At 71.3% G+C, this 20,062-nt stretch carries 17 protein-coding genes; 6 read left to right on the top strand and 11 right to left on the bottom strand.

Translation table 11 applies throughout. The annotated features are described in order from the left end of the window. Nucleotides 1–2 precede the first annotated feature (2 nt). A complete protein-coding gene (locus ABZS61_RS18735) occupies nucleotides 3–317 on the top strand; it encodes an L-rhamnose mutarotase (RefSeq protein ID WP_356421897.1) in 315 nt (104 codons plus the stop codon). A gap of 90 nt (nucleotides 318–407) precedes the next feature. Here the strand turns inward: ABZS61_RS18735 and ABZS61_RS18740 are convergent, their stop codons facing one another. From ABZS61_RS18740 to ABZS61_RS18750, 3 genes are all read right to left on the bottom strand, one after another. Further along, nucleotides 408–2,003, bottom strand: coding sequence for a von Willebrand factor type A domain-containing protein (locus ABZS61_RS18740; protein WP_356421900.1), 1,596 nt, complete (start codon nucleotides 2,001–2,003; stop codon nucleotides 408–410). A gap of 126 nt (nucleotides 2,004–2,129) precedes the next feature. Further along, on the bottom strand, nucleotides 2,130–3,017 hold the full coding sequence (locus tag ABZS61_RS18745; RefSeq protein ID WP_356421903.1) for an ABC transporter permease: 888 nt from the start codon (nucleotides 3,015–3,017) through the stop codon (nucleotides 2,130–2,132). After that, nucleotides 3,014–5,665, bottom strand: coding sequence for an alpha/beta fold hydrolase (locus ABZS61_RS18750; protein WP_356421906.1), 2,652 nt, complete (start codon nucleotides 5,663–5,665; stop codon nucleotides 3,014–3,016). The genes ABZS61_RS18745 and ABZS61_RS18750 overlap by 4 nt, the downstream gene beginning before the upstream one ends. Nucleotides 5,666–5,796: 131 nt before the next feature. Between ABZS61_RS18750 and ABZS61_RS18755 the strand changes: the two genes are divergently transcribed. Then, nucleotides 5,797–6,216 carry a GNAT family N-acetyltransferase gene (locus ABZS61_RS18755; protein ID WP_356421909.1) on the top strand — a complete coding sequence of 140 codons (420 nt, stop codon included), beginning with the start codon at nucleotides 5,797–5,799 and terminating at the stop codon, nucleotides 6,214–6,216. Here ABZS61_RS18755 and ABZS61_RS18760 read toward each other — a convergent pair. Next, the gene (locus ABZS61_RS18760; protein ID WP_356421912.1) at nucleotides 6,144–6,845 is read right to left on the bottom strand and encodes a DUF4291 domain-containing protein; all 702 of its coding nucleotides are present in this window, start codon (nucleotides 6,843–6,845) and stop codon (nucleotides 6,144–6,146) included. The genes ABZS61_RS18755 and ABZS61_RS18760 overlap by 73 nt on opposite strands. A gap of 285 nt (nucleotides 6,846–7,130) precedes the next feature. On the opposite strand from ABZS61_RS18760, the gene ABZS61_RS18765 reads away from it, so the two are divergent. Next, entirely contained in the window at nucleotides 7,131–7,820 is a 690-nt protein-coding gene (locus ABZS61_RS18765) for a VC0807 family protein (RefSeq protein ID WP_356421915.1), read from the top strand. Nucleotides 7,821–7,877: 57 nt separating this feature from the next. On the opposite strand, the gene ABZS61_RS18770 is transcribed toward ABZS61_RS18765, so the two are convergent. The 5 genes from ABZS61_RS18770 to iolC form a co-directional block, all read right to left on the bottom strand. Further along, nucleotides 7,878–9,377, bottom strand: a complete 1,500-nt coding sequence (locus tag ABZS61_RS18770) for a CoA-acylating methylmalonate-semialdehyde dehydrogenase (protein WP_356421918.1) — start codon at nucleotides 9,375–9,377, stop codon at nucleotides 7,878–7,880. A 13-nt stretch (nucleotides 9,378–9,390) separates the two neighbouring features. Then, complete coding sequence (gene iolD, locus ABZS61_RS18775) at nucleotides 9,391–11,283, bottom strand: 3D-(3,5/4)-trihydroxycyclohexane-1,2-dione acylhydrolase (decyclizing) (RefSeq protein ID WP_356421921.1); 1,893 nt, start codon at nucleotides 11,281–11,283, stop codon at nucleotides 9,391–9,393. Between the two features lie 73 nt (nucleotides 11,284–11,356). Beyond that, the gene (gene iolB, locus ABZS61_RS18780) at nucleotides 11,357–12,241 is read right to left on the bottom strand and encodes a 5-deoxy-glucuronate isomerase (protein WP_356421924.1); all 885 of its coding nucleotides are present in this window, start codon (nucleotides 12,239–12,241) and stop codon (nucleotides 11,357–11,359) included. A gap of 32 nt (nucleotides 12,242–12,273) precedes the next feature. Continuing rightward, complete coding sequence (locus tag ABZS61_RS18785; RefSeq protein WP_356421927.1) at nucleotides 12,274–13,161, bottom strand: deoxyribose-phosphate aldolase; 888 nt, start codon at nucleotides 13,159–13,161, stop codon at nucleotides 12,274–12,276. Continuing rightward, nucleotides 13,158–14,267 carry a 5-dehydro-2-deoxygluconokinase gene (gene iolC, locus ABZS61_RS18790; protein WP_356421930.1) on the bottom strand — a complete coding sequence of 370 codons (1,110 nt, stop codon included), beginning with the start codon at nucleotides 14,265–14,267 and terminating at the stop codon, nucleotides 13,158–13,160. Before iolC ends, ABZS61_RS18785 begins: the two co-directional genes overlap by 4 nt. A 116-nt stretch (nucleotides 14,268–14,383) precedes the next feature. Between iolC and ABZS61_RS18795 the strand changes: the two genes are divergently transcribed. Both ABZS61_RS18795 and ABZS61_RS18800 read left to right on the top strand, forming a co-directional pair. After that, on the top strand, nucleotides 14,384–15,310 hold the full coding sequence (locus ABZS61_RS18795) for a sugar phosphate isomerase/epimerase (protein WP_356421933.1): 927 nt from the start codon (nucleotides 14,384–14,386) through the stop codon (nucleotides 15,308–15,310). A 230-nt stretch (nucleotides 15,311–15,540) separates the two neighbouring features. Then, nucleotides 15,541–15,732 (top strand): MerR family transcriptional regulator, encoded by a 192-nt coding sequence (locus ABZS61_RS18800; RefSeq protein ID WP_351171406.1) that lies wholly within the window; start codon nucleotides 15,541–15,543, stop codon nucleotides 15,730–15,732. Between the two features lie 4 nt (nucleotides 15,733–15,736). Here the strand turns inward: ABZS61_RS18800 and ABZS61_RS18805 are convergent, their stop codons facing one another. Next, entirely contained in the window at nucleotides 15,737–16,789 is a 1,053-nt protein-coding gene (locus ABZS61_RS18805; RefSeq protein ID WP_356421936.1) for a zinc-dependent alcohol dehydrogenase family protein, read from the bottom strand. 46 nt (nucleotides 16,790–16,835) lie between these two features. Beyond that, complete coding sequence (locus ABZS61_RS18810) at nucleotides 16,836–19,121, bottom strand: MMPL family transporter (RefSeq protein WP_356421940.1); 2,286 nt, start codon at nucleotides 19,119–19,121, stop codon at nucleotides 16,836–16,838. Nucleotides 19,122–19,279: 158 nt separating this feature from the next. Between ABZS61_RS18810 and ABZS61_RS18815 the strand changes: the two genes are divergently transcribed. Then, nucleotides 19,280–19,984, top strand: coding sequence for a TetR/AcrR family transcriptional regulator (locus ABZS61_RS18815; RefSeq protein ID WP_356421942.1), 705 nt, complete (start codon nucleotides 19,280–19,282; stop codon nucleotides 19,982–19,984). Nucleotides 19,985–20,062: the final 78 nt, after the last annotated feature.

Below are 20,062 nucleotides of genomic sequence, written 5' to 3' on the forward strand. Positions count from 1 at the left end.
TCATGCAGCGTGTCTGCTTTCTGCTGAAGGTCCGCGAGGACCGCAAGGACGAGTACCGCGAGCGGCACGCCGCTGTGTGGCCGGAGATGCTCGCCGCACTGTCGGAGGCCGGCTGGCACAACTACTCGCTCTTCCTGCGCGAGGACGGGTTGCTCGTCGGCTACCTGGAGACGGAGGACTTCGACGCGGCACGTGAGGCGATGGCCGCGACCGAGGTGAACGGCCGGTGGCAGCGGGAGATGGCGGAGTTCTTCGAGCAGCCCGAGGCGCCGGACGAGGCGATGGCCCCGCTGACGGAGCTCTTCCACCTCGCCTGAGCAGGGGCTGCCCGGTCGGCGGCCGGGGCTCACACTCTCGGCCCGAGCGTCGGACGGGGCCTGCACCTTCGTGCGGGCCCCGTCCCGCCATCAGCCGAGCTCGCCCTCCCCGTCGCCGCCCGTGGGCCTCTCCTCGTCGCCGCTCCTGATCCCCTCGGCCTGCTCGATCGCCGTCGCGAGCTTCGCCACCGAGCTGTCCTCGGTGCTGTCCGCCAACTTGTTGGCGCGGGTGGCGAGTTCGGCGAGCGTGGGAGTGCCGGGCAGGTCGCCGCCGCGCAGCACGTCCGCGAAGTACGCGGCCACCGCCGTCACCTGGAGGCGAGGGCTGTCACCGCCCCAGAGCTTCCCGTCGATCGCACCGGTCCTCACCGAACCGGTCTCCTCGTGCGCCTTCCGTGTCTTCGGGTCCAGCCAGCGCACCGTCGCCGTCGCCACGTGCCCGGAGGCACCGTCGCGGAGGCGTACGGCGTAGAGCGCCGTCACGGTGTGGCCGGGGCCGACCTCGCCGCCGTCGACGCTGTCGTCGCGGAAGTCGTCGTCGGCGACCTTGCGGTTCTCGTAGCCGATCAGCTTGAACTGCTTGACGTTCTTACGGTCGAAAGCCACCTGGGCCTTGGCGTCGCGGGCCCGCAGTTCGACGTGGGCGGGCAGTTGGTCGACGAAGACCTTCCTCGCCTGGGTCTCGTCGCCGACATAGGTGGTGTTGCCGTCGCCCTTGTTGGTGAGTTGTTCCATGAACGCGTCGCCGTAGTCGCTGCCGACGCCGACGCCGAACAGGGTGATGCCGTACTCCTTGCGTGCGTCGCCGATCCGTTCCAGGATCGCGTCGGCGTCGGTCTCACCGGTGTTGGCGAGCGCGTCGGAGAGCAGGACGACCCGGTTGTTGGCGCCCTTGCGGTGGCCCTTGACCGCCTCGTCGTAGCCCCGCTCGACGCCGGCCGCCACATTGGTGGAGTCCGCGGGTTCCAGCTCGTCGACGGCGTCCCGGATCTTGGTGCGGTTGCCGCCGAGGCGGGTCATCGACAGCCGGGTCTCGGCCTCCCCGCTGAACGTGACCAGGGAGACGGAGTCGTCGTCGCGCAGTTCGTCGGTGAGGATGCCCAGCGACTTCTTCGCCAGGTCGAGACGGCCCGGTTCGGCCATCGATCCGGAGATGTCGACGACGAAGGTCAGCGCGGCGGGCGGGCGTTCTCCGGCGTCGGTGGCTGCCCCGGTCGCCAGGCCGACCCGTACGAGCGACCAGTCGCCGGCCCCGGCGCCGACCGCAGCGCCGTCGACGTTCACCGAGAAGCCGTTGCCCTGGGGCCGCTCGTAGCCCTGCCGGAAGCTGTTGACGAACTCCTCCGGCCGCACGGTGTCCGACGCGGGCATCTTCCCGTCGCCGAGCAGACGGCGCGCGTAGCCGTAGCTGGCGGTGTCCACGTCCAGGGCGAAGGTGGAGAGGTAGTCGGGCGGCGCGACCTCCCGCGCATCGCCGTCCTCCTTGCCCTGCGCACCGTCCTCCTGCTGCTCCGGCGCGGCGGACGGCGCCGCGGGCGCGGGCTGCACGCCGCGCGGTCCGCCGCTGCCGCTGCTCTTGTCCGCGGCCGACTCGTTGCCCGAACCGCCCCCGCAGCCGGTCAGCAGCATCCCGCCCGCCAACAGCAGGACCAGCGCGCCCCGATGAGTCCTTGTCCTGCGTTCCATCCGTACCCCCCACGTCGTCGACATCTGTGAATGTGACGTACGGGGCGCCTGTCAGGATCAGACGAACGTGTTGCGGATCCGTCTCGATGCGGCAACAGCGCGCGACGACGGGGCGGAACATCAAGGTCAGGACACGATGTCCTTACGACTGAACCCCCGGAACGCGCACGCGAACAGAATCAGGGCATACGTCACCGAGACGGCTGCGCCCTTCGCCATCCCGCTCCATTCGAGATCGGGCTGGAGGGCGTCGGCCCACGCGAACTGCCAGTGCGCGGGCAGGAAGTCCCGCCAGGAACCGAGCGCGGTGACGGCGTCCAGGACGTTGCCGACGATGGTCAGGCCGACCGCGCCGCCGACCGCGCCGAGCGGGGCATCGATCTTGGTCGACAGCCAGAACGCCAGCCCCGCGGTGACGAGTTGGGACACGAAGATGAACCCGACGACGAGCGCGAGGCGCGGCACGGTGTCGGCGGTGGAGAGTGCGCCGCCCGTCGGCAGCTGGAGCGGTCCCCAGCCGTACGCGGCGGCTCCCGCGGCCAGTGCGACGACCGGCAGCAGCACCATCGCCGCGAGGCTGAAGCCGAGCGCCACGACGAGCTTGCTCCACAGCAGCCGGGAGCGGGGTACGGGTGCCGCCAGCAGGTAGCGCAGTGAGGACCAGCTCGCCTCGGAGGCGACGGTGTCCCCGCAGAACAGCGCCACCGGCACCACCAGCAGGAAGCCGGCGGAGACGAACAGGCAGGTCGCGGCGAAGTTCGCCGCCGACTCGGTGGCGACGTCCATGAGGTTGATCCGCGAGCCGCCCCCGCCACCGTCCCCTTCGCCGCCCGGGGTGCCGCCGATCGCGAAGGCGACGATCAGGATGAACGGCAGGGCGGCCAGCACCCCGCCCATGAGCAGGGTGCGGCGCCTGCGGAGCTGCCGCATCGCCTCGACGCGCAGGGGCAGGGTGCGGCGGGCGTGGTAGCCGGGGGCTTCGGCGTGGCCCCGGACTTCGGTGGCGGAGCTCATGCGGATCCTCCGGAGATGAGGGTGAGGAACGCGTCCTCCAGGCGGCGGTGCGGCCCGACGCCCGTGACCGGTACGTCGAGACGGACCAGGTCGGCGACCAGCCGGTCCGCTGTGGCGCCGTCGAGGCGGACCAGCAGTCCGTGGCCGTCGTCCACGCGGACGGCGGAGCCGATGCCGGGCAGGGCCGCCACCTTGTCCACGAGGGGTTCCGTGACCTCGTCCGCGGTGGTGACGAGCAGCATGTCCCCGGAGCCGGTGATCTCGGCGACGGGGCCCGCCTGGACGAGCCGGCCGCGGTCCATGACCACGAGGTGGGTGCAGGACTGTTCGACCTCGGACAGGAGGTGGCTGGAGACGATGACGGTGCGGCCCCCGGCCGCGTACCGGATCATCACGTCCCGCATCTCGCGGATCTGGGGCGGGTCGAGGCCGTTGGTCGGTTCGTCGAGGATGAGCAGGTCCGGCATGCCGAGCATGGCCTGGGCGATGGCGAGCCGCTGCCTCATGCCCTGCGAGTAGGTGCGCACGGCGCGGGCCAGGGCGTCGCCGAGACCGGCGATCTCCAGGGCGTCGTCGATGCGCGAGTCCTCGGCGGGCCGTCCGGTGGCCTGCCAGTACAGCTCCAGGTTGGCGCGGCCCGACAGGTGCGGCAGGAAGCCGGCGCCCTCGACGAAGGAGCCGACCCGTGACAGCACGGGGGCGCCGGGCCGGATGGCGTGCCCGAAGACCCGGATCTCTCCGGCGTCGGGCGTGATGAGCCCCATCAGCATGCGCAGCGTGGTGGTCTTGCCGGCGCCGTTCGGTCCGAGGAGGCCGAGGACCTGGCCCTTCTCGACCTGGAAGCCGAGGTCGCGCACGGCGTACCGGTCCGAGGACTTGGCGTACTTCTTGGACAGGTCCGTGATCCGCAGCGGTACGCCCTCGAGTGCCGGGTCGGGTGCGGGGGTCGCGGTGCGCCTGCGTGCGGTGAGAAGGAGTACGGCGGCGATCGCCACGGCCGCGGCGGGCAGTCCCCACGTCCACCAGGGCAGGGTGGCCGCCGCGGTCCTGACGGCGGGCGCGGTGGGGACGGTCAGCGGCCCGTCGAGGGAGACGGTGTACGTGGCCGGCTCGGCGGGTGACGCGTAGCCGAGGTCGGTCGCGGAGAGGACGAGGCGGAGCCGGTGCCCGGAGTCGACTTCGTGGTCGATGGCGGGCAGGGTCAGCTCGACGGGCTTCCCCTGCTCCCCGGGGGCGATCCGGTAGGGGGCGACGAGCTGGTTGGGCAGCACCTGCTGCTTCCCGTCCGGCGAGACGTCGTACACCTTGCCGAACAGCACGGCGTCGCCCCGGTCCGCCTTCACGCTCACGCGGACGGTGGGTGAGCCGGTGACGCGGAGGGACTTGTCCAGCGGGGCGGAGTCGAAGCGTGCGTACTGGCCGGGGAAGTCCAGGGAGAGGCCGACGCCGAGTGAGGACAGCTGGGAGAGCCCGCCGCCGATGCCGGGAAGGGCCGAGACGGAGGGCGGGTTGGCCCCTGCGGGGTTGCGGAAGGTCTGGGTGCGCCGGTCTCCGAGGGTGATCTGCTCGCCGCCGCTGACCAGGCCCGGGTAGGTGTCACCGTCCGCGCCGCGCTTGAGGGCCGCCCCGTCGGTGGAGTCGATTCCTCCGGTCCGGGTGACGCGGAAGGCCGGGCCGGTGTCGGCGCCCTTGTCGTCCTTCAGATACCGGTCGAACCACGCGCCGATCCTGCTCTCGACGCGGTCGCCCTCGTTGTCGCCACCGTCGTGGCCGCCCGAGATCCAGTCGACGGACACGGGCGCGCCGTTCTTGCTGATGGCCTCGGCCATGGCGTCGGCCTGGCCGAGCGGGAAGAGCGAGTCGCTCTGGCCCTGCACGATGAGCGAGGGCACGTCGATGCGGTCGGCCACTGCTACGGGGGAACGTTCCGTCAGGAGTTCACGCGCCGCCGCGTCCGGCGTGCCGCTGACGGCGACCCGTTCGTACATGTCGCACAGCTGCTTCTCGAACTTCTGGCAGCCGCCGCCGGTGGTGACGAAGATCCCGGCCCAGAGCTTCTTGAACACTCCGTCCGGGAAGAGGGCGTCGGCCAGGTTCCAGTAGGAGATCATCGGGGCGATGGCGTCGACCCGCTTGTCGTAGCCGGCGGCGAGCAGCGACACCGCACCCCCGTACGAGGCGCCGGTGACACCGACCCGCGGGTCGCCCTTCGCGTCGAGCTCCACCTCGGGCCGGCCCGCCAGCCAGTCGATGAGCCCCGAGACGTCCTTGACCTCGCCGTCGGGGGCGTTGAGCGTGATCTCCCCGCTCGTCTTCCCGAACCCGCGGGCCGACCACGTCATGACGGCGTACCCGTCGGCGGCCAGCTTCTCGGCCTGGGCGCGCACATCGTTCTTGCTGCCGCCGAAGCCGTGGCCGATGAGGACAGCGGGCCTGCGCTCGGAGCCCCCGGTCGTGAAGTACGAGGTGTCGACGGACACCCCGTTCATCCGCATCATCCGGTCCTCGCGGTGCACGGACGGCTCACTGTCGTCGGCGACGGCGGTCCAGGTACCGGCGCCCGCGAGAACGGCGAGCACGGCGACGACCGCGGCCCACCGGCCTCGGGTACGGGGCAGCAGCCGCCACCGGGAAGTCGGTTTCTCCATGACTCGACCCTAAAGGGCGCGCGCCCGGCCCCGAGCTGCCGCCAGGGTGAGGTACCCCGCATCCCTGAGAGGTACAGCAGGACCGCCCCGTACTCCGTACGTGGTACATCACCGTCACGAAGGGCACGTCCATGGACATCCGTCGCGCCACCACCACCGCGGAACTCCTCGCGGCCTCGCACCTGTACGACGGTCCCGCGACCCCGACGTGGGCGTCCCGCTTCCTGGCGGCGGGCGGGCACCTGATGCTGATCGCGTACGTGGACGGGGCACCTGCGGGGTTCGTCTCCGGCATCGAGATGCTGCACCCGGACAAGGGCACGGAGATGTGCCTGTACGAACTCGCGGTGGACGAGTCCCACCGCCGCCGCGGCATCGGCCGGGCGCTGACGGACGCACTTGCGGCCGAGGCCAGGGAGCGCGGCTGCTACGGGATGTGGGTGGGCGTGGACCGCGACAACGAGGCCGCTCTCGCCACCTACGGCTCGGCCGGGGCGGTCGACGACGGTGTGTTCGCCATGCTGGCGTGGGAGTTCGACGGTCCGCGCTGAAGGCGGTCCGCGCGGAGACCGGCAACCGGATGGGCGTCGCCGGGGCTGTAGGGCAGCTCCCGGGGCAGCAGCGCGGTCGCCGCGTCGTCCTGTCCCGCCCGCACAAGGCTGTGGATCTCGCGGGCCAGCGGTGTGACGTCCCGGATGGAGACCGTCCACTCGTCGGCGTAGCGGCGCGACGCCTCGCCCGAGAGGCCGAGCTGGAGGGAGCGGTACGGTAGCTGGTTGAGGTGGAGGTCGCGTTCGGGGTCCCACTGGATGCGGGCGGGGGCGCGGCGCAGGTTGCGCCGCCAGGTGGCGTGGTCGGGGTGAACGCCTCTGACGTAGTGGGAGAGTTCGGCGCCGGCGAGTGCACGGTCGAGACCCTCACGGGTGATCTCGACGGCCAGGACCGTCTCCTGGCCCTCCTTCGTGGCCCAGCCGCAGCGGTACATCATCCACAGGAAGCTCGGTTTGATCCACGTCATGCGGTCGCGCTTCCAGACGTCGGGGAAGTGGCCGTCACGGGCGGCCGGGAGGCCGATGGAAGGCCGGTACGCCTGGTAGACGGTGACGGTGGTGGCGGTGTGCAGTGCGCGGATCTCGTGCTGAGGAACCGGCAGTTCGCGGTCGGTCGCGGATGCGGTCATGCCGCCCATCCCAGCACCCCGGGCGCCGGGTGGGCCAGCGGATTTCCCCGACCTGCCTGTCATGCAACGGTGCTGACAGCCGATCAGGGGCGGTCCCGGAAGGCCCCGTCATGCGCGGCTGCTGACATCTGTCATGCGGAGGTCGGGACGGCGGGCTCTGCCGCGCACCCGGGGCGGGCGGCCAGAGTGTGGGTGTCGGGAGGGGGCGTCGAAGCCGCCCCGATGCCGATGCCGAATCCGTACCGCTCCGATACCTGGTCCGTACCCCTGGAAGGAACCCCGCTCATGACCACGCCGGCCACCGTTCCCGCCCCTGCTCCCGTCGCCGTGGGCCCCCGGAAGGCGCTGCTGGGGGGCTTCGCGCCGCTGGTCCTGGATGCCGGCGCGCCGATCGCCGCGTACTACCTGCTGAGGGCTGCGGGGCTGGGAACCTTGGGCGCGCTGGCGGTCAGCAGTGTTCTGCCGGCGGGGCGCATCGTGTGGGGGTGGGTGCGCGACCGCAGGATCAATGCCCTGGCGGGTCTGATCCTCGCGGTGAGCGTGGTGGGGCTGCTGCTCAGCACGGTGACCGGGGACGCGCGGCTGATGCTGGCCAAGGACAGCGGGGTGAGCAGCACGATCGGACTCGTGGTCCTGGTGTCGGCGCTGCGGGGGCGCCCGCTGATGTCCTCGGTCCTGGGGCCGTGGCTGACCCGGGGGCGGGCGGACCGCGATGCCGCCCGGGAGCGGCTGTCGGCCGGGTCGGACCGCTTCCGGCGCGCCGAGCGGCGGTTCTCGGTGCTGTGGGGTGCGGCCCTGCTGGCCGAGTGCGTGGTACGGGTGGTGGGTGCCTACACGGTGCCGGTGGACACGATGGTCTGGCTCGGCGCAGTGATCGTGTCGGTGACGATCACGCTCACCTTCATCGTCTCCGGCCCGCTGGCGGTCGTCCCGATGGTGCGGATGATCGACGAGGAGACCCGTGAGGACGTCTGACCCGACGCCTCTGCCCCGCCCGGTGCGTCCGGGCGGGGCAGAGGCGGTGCGTGGGTGTCAGTGGTTGCGGGGAAAGCCGAGGTCCACGCCGGACGGGGCGTCGGCCGGGTCGGGCCAGCGCGTGGTGACGACCTTGCCGCGGGTGTAGAAGTGCACGCCGTCGTTGCCGTAGATGTGGTGGTCGCCGAAGAGGGAGTCCTTCCAGCCGCCGAAGGAGTGGTAGCCCACCGGCACCGGGATCGGGACGTTGACGCCGACCATGCCGGCCTCGATCTCCAGCTGGAAGCGGCGGGCCGCACCGCCGTCACGGGTGAAGATCGCGGTGCCGTTGCCGAACGGGGAGGCGTTCATGAGGGCGACGCCCTCTTCGTACGTGTCGACGCGCAGGACGCACAGGACCGGGCCGAAGATCTCGTCCCGGTAGGCGTCGGAGTCCGTGGAGACGTGGTCGAGGAGGGACAGGCCGATCCAGTGGCCGTCCTCGAAGCCCTCGACCGTGTGGCCCGTACCGTCGAGGACGACGTCCGCGCCCTGGGCGGCGGCCCCGGTGACGTAGCCGGCGACCTTGTCGCGGTGGGCGGCGGTGATCAGCGGGCCCATCTCGGACGCGGGGTCGTTGCCCGGGCCGATCTTGATCTTCTCGGCGCGCTCCTTGATCCGGGCCACCAGGTCGTCGGCGACGGAACCCACGGCGACGACGGCGGAGATGGCCATGCAGCGCTCGCCGGCGGAGCCGTACGCGGCGGAGACCGCCGCGTCGGCGGCGGCGTCCAGGTCCGCGTCCGGGAGGACGAGCATGTGGTTCTTCGCACCGCCGAGCGCCTGGACGCGCTTGCCGTTCGCGGAGGCCGTGGCGTGGATGTAGCGGGCGATCGGGGTGGAGCCCACGAAGGAGACGGCAGCGACGTCGGGGTGGCCCAGGAGGCCGTCGACGGCGACCTTGTCACCGTGCAGGACGTTCAGGACGCCGTCGGGCAGGCCCGCCTCGGCGGCCAGTTCGGCCAGCAGGTTGGCGGCCGAGGGGTCCTTCTCGCTCGGCTTCAGGACGAAGGTGTTGCCGCAGGCGATGGCCAGCGGGAACATCCACATCGGAACCATGGCGGGGAAGTTGAACGGGGTGATGCCCGCGACGACGCCGATCGACTGGCGGATCGAGGACACGTCGACCCGGCTGGAGACCTGGGTGGACAGCTCGCCCTTGAGCTGGGTCGTGATACCGCAAGCCAGCTCGACGATCTCCAGGCCGCGGGCGACCTCGCCGAGCGCGTCGGAGTGGACCTTGCCGTGCTCGGCGGTGATCAACGCGGCGATGTCGTCGCGGTGGGCGTCCAGCAGGGCACGGTAGCGGAAGAGGACGGCGGTGCGGGCGGCGAGCGAGGAGGTGCCCCAGGTCTCGTACGCGCTCTTCGCGGCGGCGACCGCTGCGTCGACCTCCTCGGTCGAGGCGAGTGCGACCTGGGTGGTGACGGCGCCGGTCGCCGGGTCGGTGACCGGCCCGTAGTTGCCCGACGTGCCCTCGACGGTCTTGCCACCGATCCAGTGGTTGACGGTCTTCATGACGGGGTCTCCTTCAGAGGTGTCGGCGTCGGGCAGCGGTCTGCCGGTCGTACTCCTTGCGTGCCTCCACCGCAGACGGGCGGGTCGCGGTCTCGGCCACAGGAACATCCCACCACGCCTGTGCGGGAGGGGGCCCCGACACTGTGTCTGGCGTTTCGGTCTCGACGTAGACACAAGTGGGACGGTCCGCACCGCGGGCCTCGGCCAAGGCGTGGCGCAGGTCCTGTACGGACTTCGCGCGCAGCACGCGCATGCCGAGCGAGGCCGCGTTGGCCGCGAGGTCGACGGGGAGCGGGGTGCCGGTGAAACCGCCGTCGGCTGCGCGGTGCCGGTAGGCCGTACCGAAGCGTTCGCCGCCGACGGACTCGGAGAGGCCGCCGATGGACGCGTACCCGTGGTTCTGCAGGATGACGAGCTTGATGGGCAGGCCCTGCTGCACGGCGGTGACGATCTCGGTGGGGTTCATCAGATACGTACCGTCGCCGACCAGGGCCCAGACGGGGCGGCCGGGGGCGGCGAGCTGGACGCCGAGCGCGGCCGGGATCTCGTAGCCCATACAGGAGTAGCCGTACTCCACGTGGTACTGCTGCGGCGAGCGGGTCCGCCACAGCTTGTGGAGGTCGCCGGGGAGCGAGCCCGCCGCGTTGATCAGGATGTCGTCCTCGGTGACGAGGGCGTCGAGCATTCCGAGGACCTGGACCTGGGTGGGGCGGGCGTCCGGATCGGCGGCGGTGAAGGCCGCGTCGACGCGCTGCTCCCAGCGGTCCTTGGCCTCGGTGTACTCGGTCTCGTAGGCCGCGTGTACGTGGTAGCCGCGTGCGGCGAGCGCTGCGCCGAGGGCTTCGAGGGAGGTCCGGGCGTCCGCGACGAGCGGGAGGGCGGCGAGCTTGTGGGCGTCGAACCCGGTGATGTTGAGGTTGAGGAAGCGGACGGCCGGGTCGGCGAACAGGGTGCCGGACGCGGTGGTGAAGTCCGTGTACCGGGTGCCGATGCCGATCACGAGGTCCGCTTCGCGGGCCAGGCCGTCGGCGGTGGCCGTGCCGGTGTGACCGATGCCGCCCACGTCGGCGGGGTGGTCGTGGCGCAGGGAGCCCTTGCCGGCCTGGGTGGAGGCGACGGGGATCCGGGTGGCCGCGGCGAAGGCGGCGAGGGTCTCCTGCGCAGCGCTGTGGTGGACGCCGCCGCCCGCGACGATCAGGGGGCGGCGCGCGGTGCGGACGGCCCGGACGGCCCGTTCGAGTTCGGACAGGTCGGGGGCGGGCCTGCGCACGTGCCAGACGCGCTCGGCGAAGAACTCCGCCGGCCAGTCGTACGCCTCGGCCTGGACGTCCTGCGGCAGTGCCAGCGTGACGGCGCCGGTGTCCGCCGGGTCGGCGAGGGTCCGCATGGCCTGCAGGGCGGCCGGGATCAGCGCCTCGGGTCGGGTGATCCGGTCGAAGTAGCGGGAGACGGGACGCAGGCAGTCGTTGACCGAGACATCGCCCGCGTGCGGCACTTCGAGCTGCTGGAGTACGGGGTCGGCGGGGCGGGTCGCGAAGGTGTCCCCGGGCAGCAGCAGGACCGGGAGGTGGTTGACGGTGGCGAGGGCGGCGCCGGTGACGAGGTTGGTGGCTCCGGGGCCGATGGAGGTGGTGACGGCGTGCGCGGAGAGCCGGCCCGACTGGCGGGCGTATCCGACGGCGGCGTGCACCATGGCCTGTTCGCTGCGGCCCTGGAAGTACGGCATCGCGGGGCCGGACTCGACGAGCGCCTGGCCGATGCCCGCGACGTTCCCGTGGCCGAAGATGCCCCAGGTGGCGCTGATCAGCCGTTGTCGGCGGCCGTCGCGCTCGGTGTACTGGCGGGCCAGGAAGGCGACGAGGGCCTGTGCGGTGGTGAGTCTGCGGGTGGCGTGCGACGTGGTCAACGGCGTGCCTCCGGGCCGGGAGTGCGTGGCGGGGTCACTTGGCGGCCTCCGGACCGTGGAGCGGAAGCCGGCGTCACTCCGCGGCCTCCGGACCGTGGAGCGGAAGCCGGGGGTCGACGGGCTGGGCCGGCCAGGTCTCGCGGATCCAGCTGTGGCCGGGGTGGTCGCGGATCAGCCACTCGCGGTGCTCCCCCGGGCCCGCCATCACGTTCAGGTAGTAGAGGGTGCGGCCGGGCGGGGCGATGGACGGGCCGTGCCAGCCGTCGGGGATGAGGACGGCGTCACCGGTGGCCACCTCGGCGAGGACGTCCGTACCACCTGCGCGGGACGGCGACACCCGGTGGTAGCCGAGGCCGTTGCCCTCGACCTCGAAGTAGTAGATCTCCTCGAGCTCGGACTCGACACCGGGGTGGTGCTCGTCGTGCTTGTGGGGCGGGTACGAGGACCAGTTGCCGCCGGGGGTCAGTACCTCGACGGCGATGAGGCGGTCGCACTCGAACGTGTCCGCGGCGGCGAAGTTGTTGACCTGGCGCGAGCAGTTCCCGGCGCCGCGGAGCTCGACCGGTACCTCCGGCGCGGGGCCGTAGCGAGCGGGGAGTCGTCGCTCGCACTTCGCTCCTGCCAGGGCGAAGCGGCCTCCTGCGCCGGAGGCGATCTGTGCGCGGGCGTCACGCGGTAGATAGGCGAAATCCGTCACCGATCTGAACACGCTTTCCCTGCCCGCGAGTTCGAATACGTCATCCGCCGTGTGCACCGTACAGCCACCGGCCAACGGCAGAACGACCCACTCGCTCTCCCCGGTTACCAAGGTATGAACACCACCGGGCTCGAGCTCCAGTACACGCAGACTCGACCGGTCCCATCCGGCCCGCTTCGGGTCGATATGGAGGGCGTAGGGGCCGCTCGCGGCTTCCCCGGCCCGGAGGTGGTACCGCTGTTGCTCCTCACGCGTCGTCATGTTCCATCCCTACCCGTATCCCTACCCGTCGCTCACAGAAGTCCCACGGCGGTGTCGACGGCGCCCGCCACGTCCCCGTCGGGCGGGTAGAGCAGCGAACGCCCGACGACCAGCCCCTGGACCGTCGGCAGTCGCAGCGCTCCGCGCCATTTCTCGTACGCACCGTCCAGGTCTCCCTTGACCTCGCCGCCGAGCAGGACGGCGGGAAGCGTCGAGGTCTCCATCACCCGGGCCATGTCGTCGGGGTCCTCGGTGACGGGGACCTTGAGCCAGGTGTACGCGGAGGTGCCGCCCAGCCCCGAGGCGATGGCGATGGACGTGGTGACGGCTGCCGCTCCCAGATCGGTGCGGAGCCTGCCTTCGGTGCGGTGGCAAATAAAGGGCTCGACGAAGACGGGCAGCCGGTGGGCCGCCATCGCGTCGACGGTACGGGCGGCGGTGTGGAGGGTGTCCAGGGAGCCGGGGTCGTCGTAGTCGATCCTCAGCAGCAGCTTGCCCGCGTCGAAGCCGTACCGGGCGAGGTCGAGGGGGCGGTGGCCCGTGAAGCGGTCGTCGAGCTCGAAGGCGGCTCCCGCGAGTCCGCCGCGGTTCATGGAACCGATGACGACCCTGTCCTCCAGGGCGCCGAGCAGCAGCAGGTCGTCGAGGACGTCGGCGCCGGCGAGGACCCCGTCGACGCCCGGTCGTGAGAGGGCCAGGCAGAGCCGTTCCAGGAGGTCGAAGCGGTTGGCCATGGCGAGTTCGTCCTCGCCCACGGCCAGGGCGCCGCGGGCCGGATGGTCCGCTGCGATGATCATCAGGCGCCCCGTGGCACCGACCAGGGGACGTCTGCCCCGTCGGGCGGCCGCCTCGGCGACGGCCTCGGGGTGGTGGGTGCGCAGCCGGACGAGATCGGCGACGGAGGCGGCGGGCGGTGTCACGGGGCGGCTCCGGTGGCTCCGGTCTCTGTGGTTGTGCCCAAAGCTCCGGGCGCTCCGGGTTCTCCCGGTTCTCCCGTTCCGGTGACGGCTCCGGCGGCGAGGACCTGTTCGACCTCGTACGGGAACGGCATCGCGGACGAACAGGCGAGGCGGGACGCGACGATGGCCCCTGCGGCGTTCGCGTAGCGCATGACGCGTTCCGTCTCCCAGCCGGCGAGCAGCCCGTGGCAGAGGGCGCCGCCGAACGCGTCCCCGGCGCCGAGCCCGTTGACGACGTCCACCGGGAGGGGCGGAATCCGGGCGGTGGTGCCGTCGCGGTGGACGGCGAGGACGCCTTCGGGCCCCTGTTTGACGACGGCGAGTTCGACCCCGGCTGCCAGGAGGGCACGGGCCGCGGCGTGCGGTTCGCGTTCACCGGTGGCGATCTCGCACTCGTCGAGGTTGCCGACGGCGACCGTGGCGTGGGCGAGGGCTTCGCGGTACCGGGCGGGGGCCGTCGAGGTGTGCCCGTCCGTCTGCCCGTCCGTCTGGGACCCGTCCCAGAACATGGGCCGCCAGTCGAGGTCGAAGACCGTGGTGTGCGGGGTCCCGGCCGCCCGTGCCGCACCGTCCTCCGCCGCCCGTGCCGCGCTCCGGGCGCGGAGTGCGGTGAGGGTCGCGGAGCGGCTGGGCTCGGCGCACAGCCCGGTGCCGGTCATCCAGAAGACCCGCGCGGCACGCACCGCGTCCAGGTCGAGCTCCTCCGCGTGGATCTCCAGGTCGGGCGCCTTGGGCTGCCGGTAGAAGTAGAGCGGGAAGTCGTCGGGCGGGAAGATCTCGCAGAAGGTGACCGGCGTCGGGTACTCCGCGACCGGTGTCACCCACCGGTCGTCCACGCCGAATTCCCCGAGCGCCTGGTGGAGGTAGTCACCGAAGGCGTCCTTGCCGGTCCTGGTGACCACGGCCGTGCGCCTGCCCAGGCGGGCGGCGGCGACGGCGACATTGGTCGGCGAGCCGCCGAGGAACTTCCCGAAGGTCTCGACCCTGGCCAGCGGTACGCCGGTCTGGAGTGGGTAGATGTCCACCCCGATCCGCCCCATGGTGATCACGTCGTACGGCTCAGGCATACGCATCCCTTCGGCTGCCCCCAGGTCTAACCCGCACCCGGGACCCTGTCAACACTTTGTCCGGACATTCGGACGAACTCTTGACACTCCCCTCCGCGGACTGAATGGTGGGCGATATGACCTCCTCCGTACCGGCTCCTGCTCGTATCCGCATCGGCTCGGCACCCGATTCATGGGGGGTGTGGTTCCCCGACGATCCGCAGCAGGTGCCCTGGGAGCGGTTCCTCGACGAGGTCTCCGAAGCGGGCTACGAGTGGATCGAGCTCGGTCCGTACGGCTATCTGCCGACCGATCCGGCCCGGCTCACGGACGAGACCGCCCGCCGCGGCCTCACCGTCTCCGCAGGAACCGTCTTCACCGGATTGCACCACGGCCCCGCCGTCTGGGACCGGACCTGGGAGCATGTCGCCGGCATCGCCGCGCTCACCCGGGCCATGGGCGCCGGACACCTGGTGGTCATCCCGTCGTTCTGGCGGGACGACAAGAGCGGCGAGGTACTGGAGGACCGCACGCTCACGGCGGCGCAGTGGCGCGATCTCACCACCCAGACGGAGCGGCTGGGCCGCGAGGTGCGGGACCGCTACGGGCTCCGGATCGTCGTGCACCCGCACGCCGACACGCACATCGACAGCGAGGAGAACGTCAACCGCTTCCTCGACGCCACCGACCCCGAACTGGTCTCGCTCTGCCTCGACACCGGGCACTACGCGTACTGCGGTGGGGACAGCGTCAAGCTCATCGAGACCTACGGCGAACGGATCGGCTACCTCCACCTCAAGCAGGTCGATCCGGTGGTACTCGCCGATGTCGTGGCGAACGAGGTGCCGTTCGGCCCGGCGGTGGCGCGCGGTGTGATGTGCGAGCCGCCGGGCGGGGTGCCCGCGTTGGAGCCCGTACTCGATGCCGCGCGCGCCCTGGGCACCGACCTCTTCGCGATCGTCGAGCAGGACATGTACCCGTGTCCGCCGGACAAGCCCCTCCCCATCGCCCGCCGCACCCGCGAGTTCCTGCGCAGCTGCGGCCCCGCGCGGCCCTCGGCCTGATCCCTCCCGCTCGCCCTGGCCCCCTCCGTCACGGCAGTCACTTCTTCGTCACGTATATCTCCGTTCCGCAGGGTTTGCGTCACAGGCGCGCGACGTCCCCTGCCCAGCCCGCCGGCCCGTCGTTGGGCGGTCATGAGGCTGAGTGGTCGTCAGCGTGCGCACCGGGGCTCCCCCGACGGTCCCCGCCGCCGCCGCGGTGCGTAGTACGGAGGTACAGAGAGGTGTCATTCATGACGGACAGAAGGCTCTGGTCGTACAAGGACATTGCCGCGCACATCCGGGTCCAGCCCGACACCATCCGCTCGTACCGCAAACACGGACTCCTTCCCCCGCCCGACGATGTCCAGCACGGAAAGCCCTACTGGTACGTGGACACGGTCCTCGCCTGGATCGCTTCCCGTCCCAGCAACCGGGGCCGCTGAGACCTCACTCCTGCTTCGCCGGTTCGATGATCGTCACGCCCGCCCCCGGCGCTCCGCCCATGGCGGCCAGCGCCGCAGGGGCGGCGTCCAGAGAGATGGTGGAGGTCACCAGCAGGTCGGGGCGCAGGGTGCCTGCGCGGACCATGTCCATCATGGGCGGGTAGTCGTGCGCGGCCATGCCGTGGCTGCCGAGGATCTCCAGCTCCAGGCCGATGACCCGTGCCATGGGCACGACCGGGTCTCCGGCTGCCGACGGCAGCAGCCCGACCTGGACGTGGCGCCCCTGCCGGCGCAGGCTCCGCACCGACGCCGCACAGGTGACCGGGGAACCCAGCGCGTCGAGCGACAGATGCGCTCCGCCGCCGGTCAGTTCGCGTACCGCCTCATCCGCGCCGACGGGGTACGCGGAGGCGTCCACGCACTCCGCCGCGCCGAAGGCCCGCGCCAGCTCGAGAGCGTGCGGCGAGACATCGACGGCCACGACCCTGGCTCCGCTCGCCACGGCGATCATCACGGCCGACAGCCCGACCCCGCCGCATCCGTGCACGGCGACCCACTCCCCCGGTGAGACCCGGCCGCGGCCGACCACGGCCCGGAAGGCCGTGGCGAACCGGCATCCGAGCCCCGCCGCCGTGCCGAACGGCATGCCCTCGGGCACGGCGACCAGATTGACGTCGGCCTGCTCCAGTGCCACGTACTCGGCGAACGATCCCCAGTGGCTGAAGCCCGGCTGGGTCTGCCTCTCGCAGACCTGCTGGGCGCCGGCCGCGCACGCGGCGCAGTGGCCGCAGGCGCAGACGAAGGGAACGGTGACCCGGTCGCCCGGGCGCCAGTTGTACACACCGGAGCCCACCGCCTCCACCACCCCGGCCAGTTCATGGCCGGGGACATGGGGGAGCACGATGTCCGGGTCATGGCCCATCCAGCCGTGCCAGTCGCTCCGGCACAGCCCGGTGGCCCCGACCCGGACCACGACTCCCCCGGCAGAAGGTGCGGGATCCGGGAGGTCCTGGACACGGGCCTCCTGCCCGAACTCCTCGAACACCACTGCCCGCATCGGCCCCGCCTCTCGCTCGTCGCCCCATGTGCTGGGTCCGGCGAATCTACGCTTGGGCCGTGACCTTGTCCCGCTCCTCGTCCCCCGCCCGGGATGTCCCGGGTATCTGCTCGGCGGTCCGTTCCCCGGCGGGAGTCCGCGCGGACTCCCCCTCGCTCAGCCCGAACCTCCGGTGGAAGGCGCGCAGCGGCGCGGGGGCCCACCAGGTGACCCGGCCCATCAGCTTCATGACGGCGGGCACCAGGAGGCTGCGCACCACCATGGCGTCCATCAGCACGGCCAGGGCGATACCGAGCCCGAGCATCTTGGTATTGGTCACCCGCGAGGTACCGATGGCCACCATCACCACCGCCAGGATCACTGCGGCGGCCGTGATCAGCCCGCCCGTGTGCCGCAGTCCGAACGTCACCGAGTGTTCGTGGTCGCCGGTGCGGTCGTACTCCTCCTTGATCCGGGAGAGCAGGAACACGCCGTAATCCATGGAGAGACCGAAGGCGACGCAGAACATCAGCACGGGCAGGGTCGTCTCTATGTCACCGGTGCTGGTGAAGGAGAGCAGCCCGGACAGATTCCCGTCCTGGAAGACCCAGACCACCGCTCCGAACATCGCGGTCAGGCTCAGGGCGTTGAGCACCACGGCCTGGATCGGTATCAGCACGCTGCCGGTGAGCAGGAAGACCAGCAGCAGAGTCACCACGACGATGATCCCCACCGCCCAGGGCAGTCTGTCGGCGATGGCGTCCTTGGAGTCGACGAGGACAGCTGCCGTGCCGGTCACCGAGGTTTCGAACGGTGCGGGCTCGCCCCGGAGATCCTGGACGAGCTGCTGGGCGCCCTGCCCGACGGACTCCCCGTCGGGCAGCACAGCGAAGTACGCGGACCCGTCTCCCGTGACCGGGCCGTCCACCCGCTGCACTCCGGGGAGCGCGGCGATCCTGGTGCGGAAGTCGGCGTACTGGGCGGGCGTCGCCGCACCTTCCACGAGCACTTCGAGCCCACCGCCCGGACTGCCGGGGAAGCCGTCCCGTATGTGCTCCTGGACGACACGGGACTCGGCGCTCGCGGGCAGCTGGCGGTCGTCCGCCGTACCGAACTTCACGCCGAGGAACGGCAGTCCCAGGAGTACGAGCCCTACCGTGGTGACGACCGCGAAGACCGGTGCTCTGCGCATCACCAGCAGCGCGAAGCGTCCCCATCCCGTGCCCGACCCGTCGGAGACACCGCCCGCCCTGTCTGCCACATCCGGCCCGGCCTGCTCGTCCCCGGCGCGGCGCCGCAGCAGCCGTCGGAGGTCGAGCGAGTTGACCCGGGGCCCGAGCAGCATCAGCGCGGCCGGCAGCAGAATCAGGGCGGCGGCTGCGGCCAGCAGCACCACGGCGATGCCCGCATAGGCGAAGGAACGCAGGAAGTACTGCGGGAAGACCATCATCGCCGCCAGCGACACCGCCACCGTCAGCGCGGAGAAGAGCACCGTGCGTCCCGCTGTGCGCAGCGTGGTTCCGATGGCCGTACGGGTGTCCGCCCCTGTGGCCAGCTCCTCGCGGAACCGGCGCACGATGAACAGGGCGTAGTCGATGGCGAGTCCGAGGCCGAGCGCCGTGGTGAGGTTCTGGGCGAATACGGAGACGTCGGTGAACTCGGTGATGCCTCGCAGCACCGCGTTCGTTCCCAGGATCGCGACGATTCCGACGGCGAGCGGCAGCAGGGCGGCGATCGCGCTGCCGAAGACCATGACCAGCAGCACCAGCGTCACGGGCAGGGCGATGAGCTCGGCCCGCAGCAGGTCGTCCTGGATGATCGTCTGCATTTCGTGCCGTACGGCGACGGGTCCGCCGACGGACACCTCCACCGGGCCGTGCACCCCCCGCAAGGCGGGGGCTATGCGGTCGAGGATCTCACCGGCGGCCTTCTCGTCACCCTCGATCCGTGCGGCGACGATCGCCTCGTGGCCGTCCTCGGAGCGCAGAGCGGGGGACGCGCTCTGCCAGTAGGAGCCGACACCGGTGATCCCCTTCTCGGCGGCCAGCCGCTCGGTGAGCCGGGCGGCCTCCGCGGCCACCGCGGGATCGTCGACGGAGGCGCTCCCGCTGTCGAGGAGCAGCAGCAGATTGGGCTGCGAAGCGGGGAACTCGCGCTCCAGCACCTGGGTCGTGTAGGTCGACTCGGCGTCGGGGTCCTCCCAGCCGCCGCTGCCCATCCTGTCGGCCACCCCACTTCCCGCGAACACGGCGAGTGCCGTGATGACCAGGGCGGCCAGCAGCGCCAGCCGTGGTCGTGCGGTGACGAAACGGGTCCAGCCCCCGACACGCTCCGGGCTGTTGACTTCGGACATGGTGCGGTGTCCCCTTCACCCAGACCCGGGCAGCACAGGGCAGCATGGGTCAGTCGTTGCCACTTACACTGGCAAACACGAGTCAGCGCTCGCGTTTCCCAAGAATGCGAGCGGGTGCTCGCGTTTGTCAACCGCGTCGTGAAAGCTGGGGATTGACCGTGTCTGAGGCCAGGGCCGGAGAGGCCACCTCGCCCGCACAGAGCGCCAAGGAAGCCGGGGCCGCCCGGCCGCGCCGTCGTCAGGCACGCGGCGAAGCCCGTATCGCCCAGCTGCTCGACGCCGCCGCGAGCGTCTTCTGCACCAGTGGCTACAACGGGGCCAGCACCAACGCCATCGCCCGCGAGGCCGGCGTATCGCCCGGCACGCTCTACCAGTTCTTCCCCAACAAGGAGGCCATCGCCGTCGAACTCGGCGACCTCCTCATGCACCGCTGGCGGGAGACGTACGGCGCCGCGTTCGTCCCCAGCCACATCGAGCTGCCCCTCGACCGGATGCTGGACGCGATCCTCGACCCGTTGATCGCCTTCAACTGCGAGAACCCGGCCTTCGCGGTCCTCACCCACGGCTCCGAGATCCCCGGCGTGATCACCCAGGAGCACGACCTCCTGCACGCCACGATGACCACCAGGGTCGAGCAGCTCATCGGCGCCTACCTCCCGGAGCTCCAGACCGACCAGGTCACCCGCATCGCGGCCATGTCCTTCATCCTCTTCAAGGCCGGACTTGACCTGATCATGTCCCACGAGGGAGACGAACGGGAGGCGTACATCAGGGAGTTGAAGACGGTGATGTACCGCTACTTGGATCCGCTGGTCTGCGAGGGGCCCAGAGGGATGGCGCCGGGCGAATTTGATACCCCCTAGGGGTATAGTGGGACGGGTGGGGCGAACCGGCCTTCCGACGTCCCCCACGCCACGTCCCTGTGTGCTCGCGAAGAGGAG

The organism is Streptomyces sp. NPDC005566 (genome assembly GCF_040605575.1).
In the GTDB taxonomy this organism is placed as follows: Bacteria; Actinomycetota; Actinomycetes; order Streptomycetales; family Streptomycetaceae; genus Streptomyces.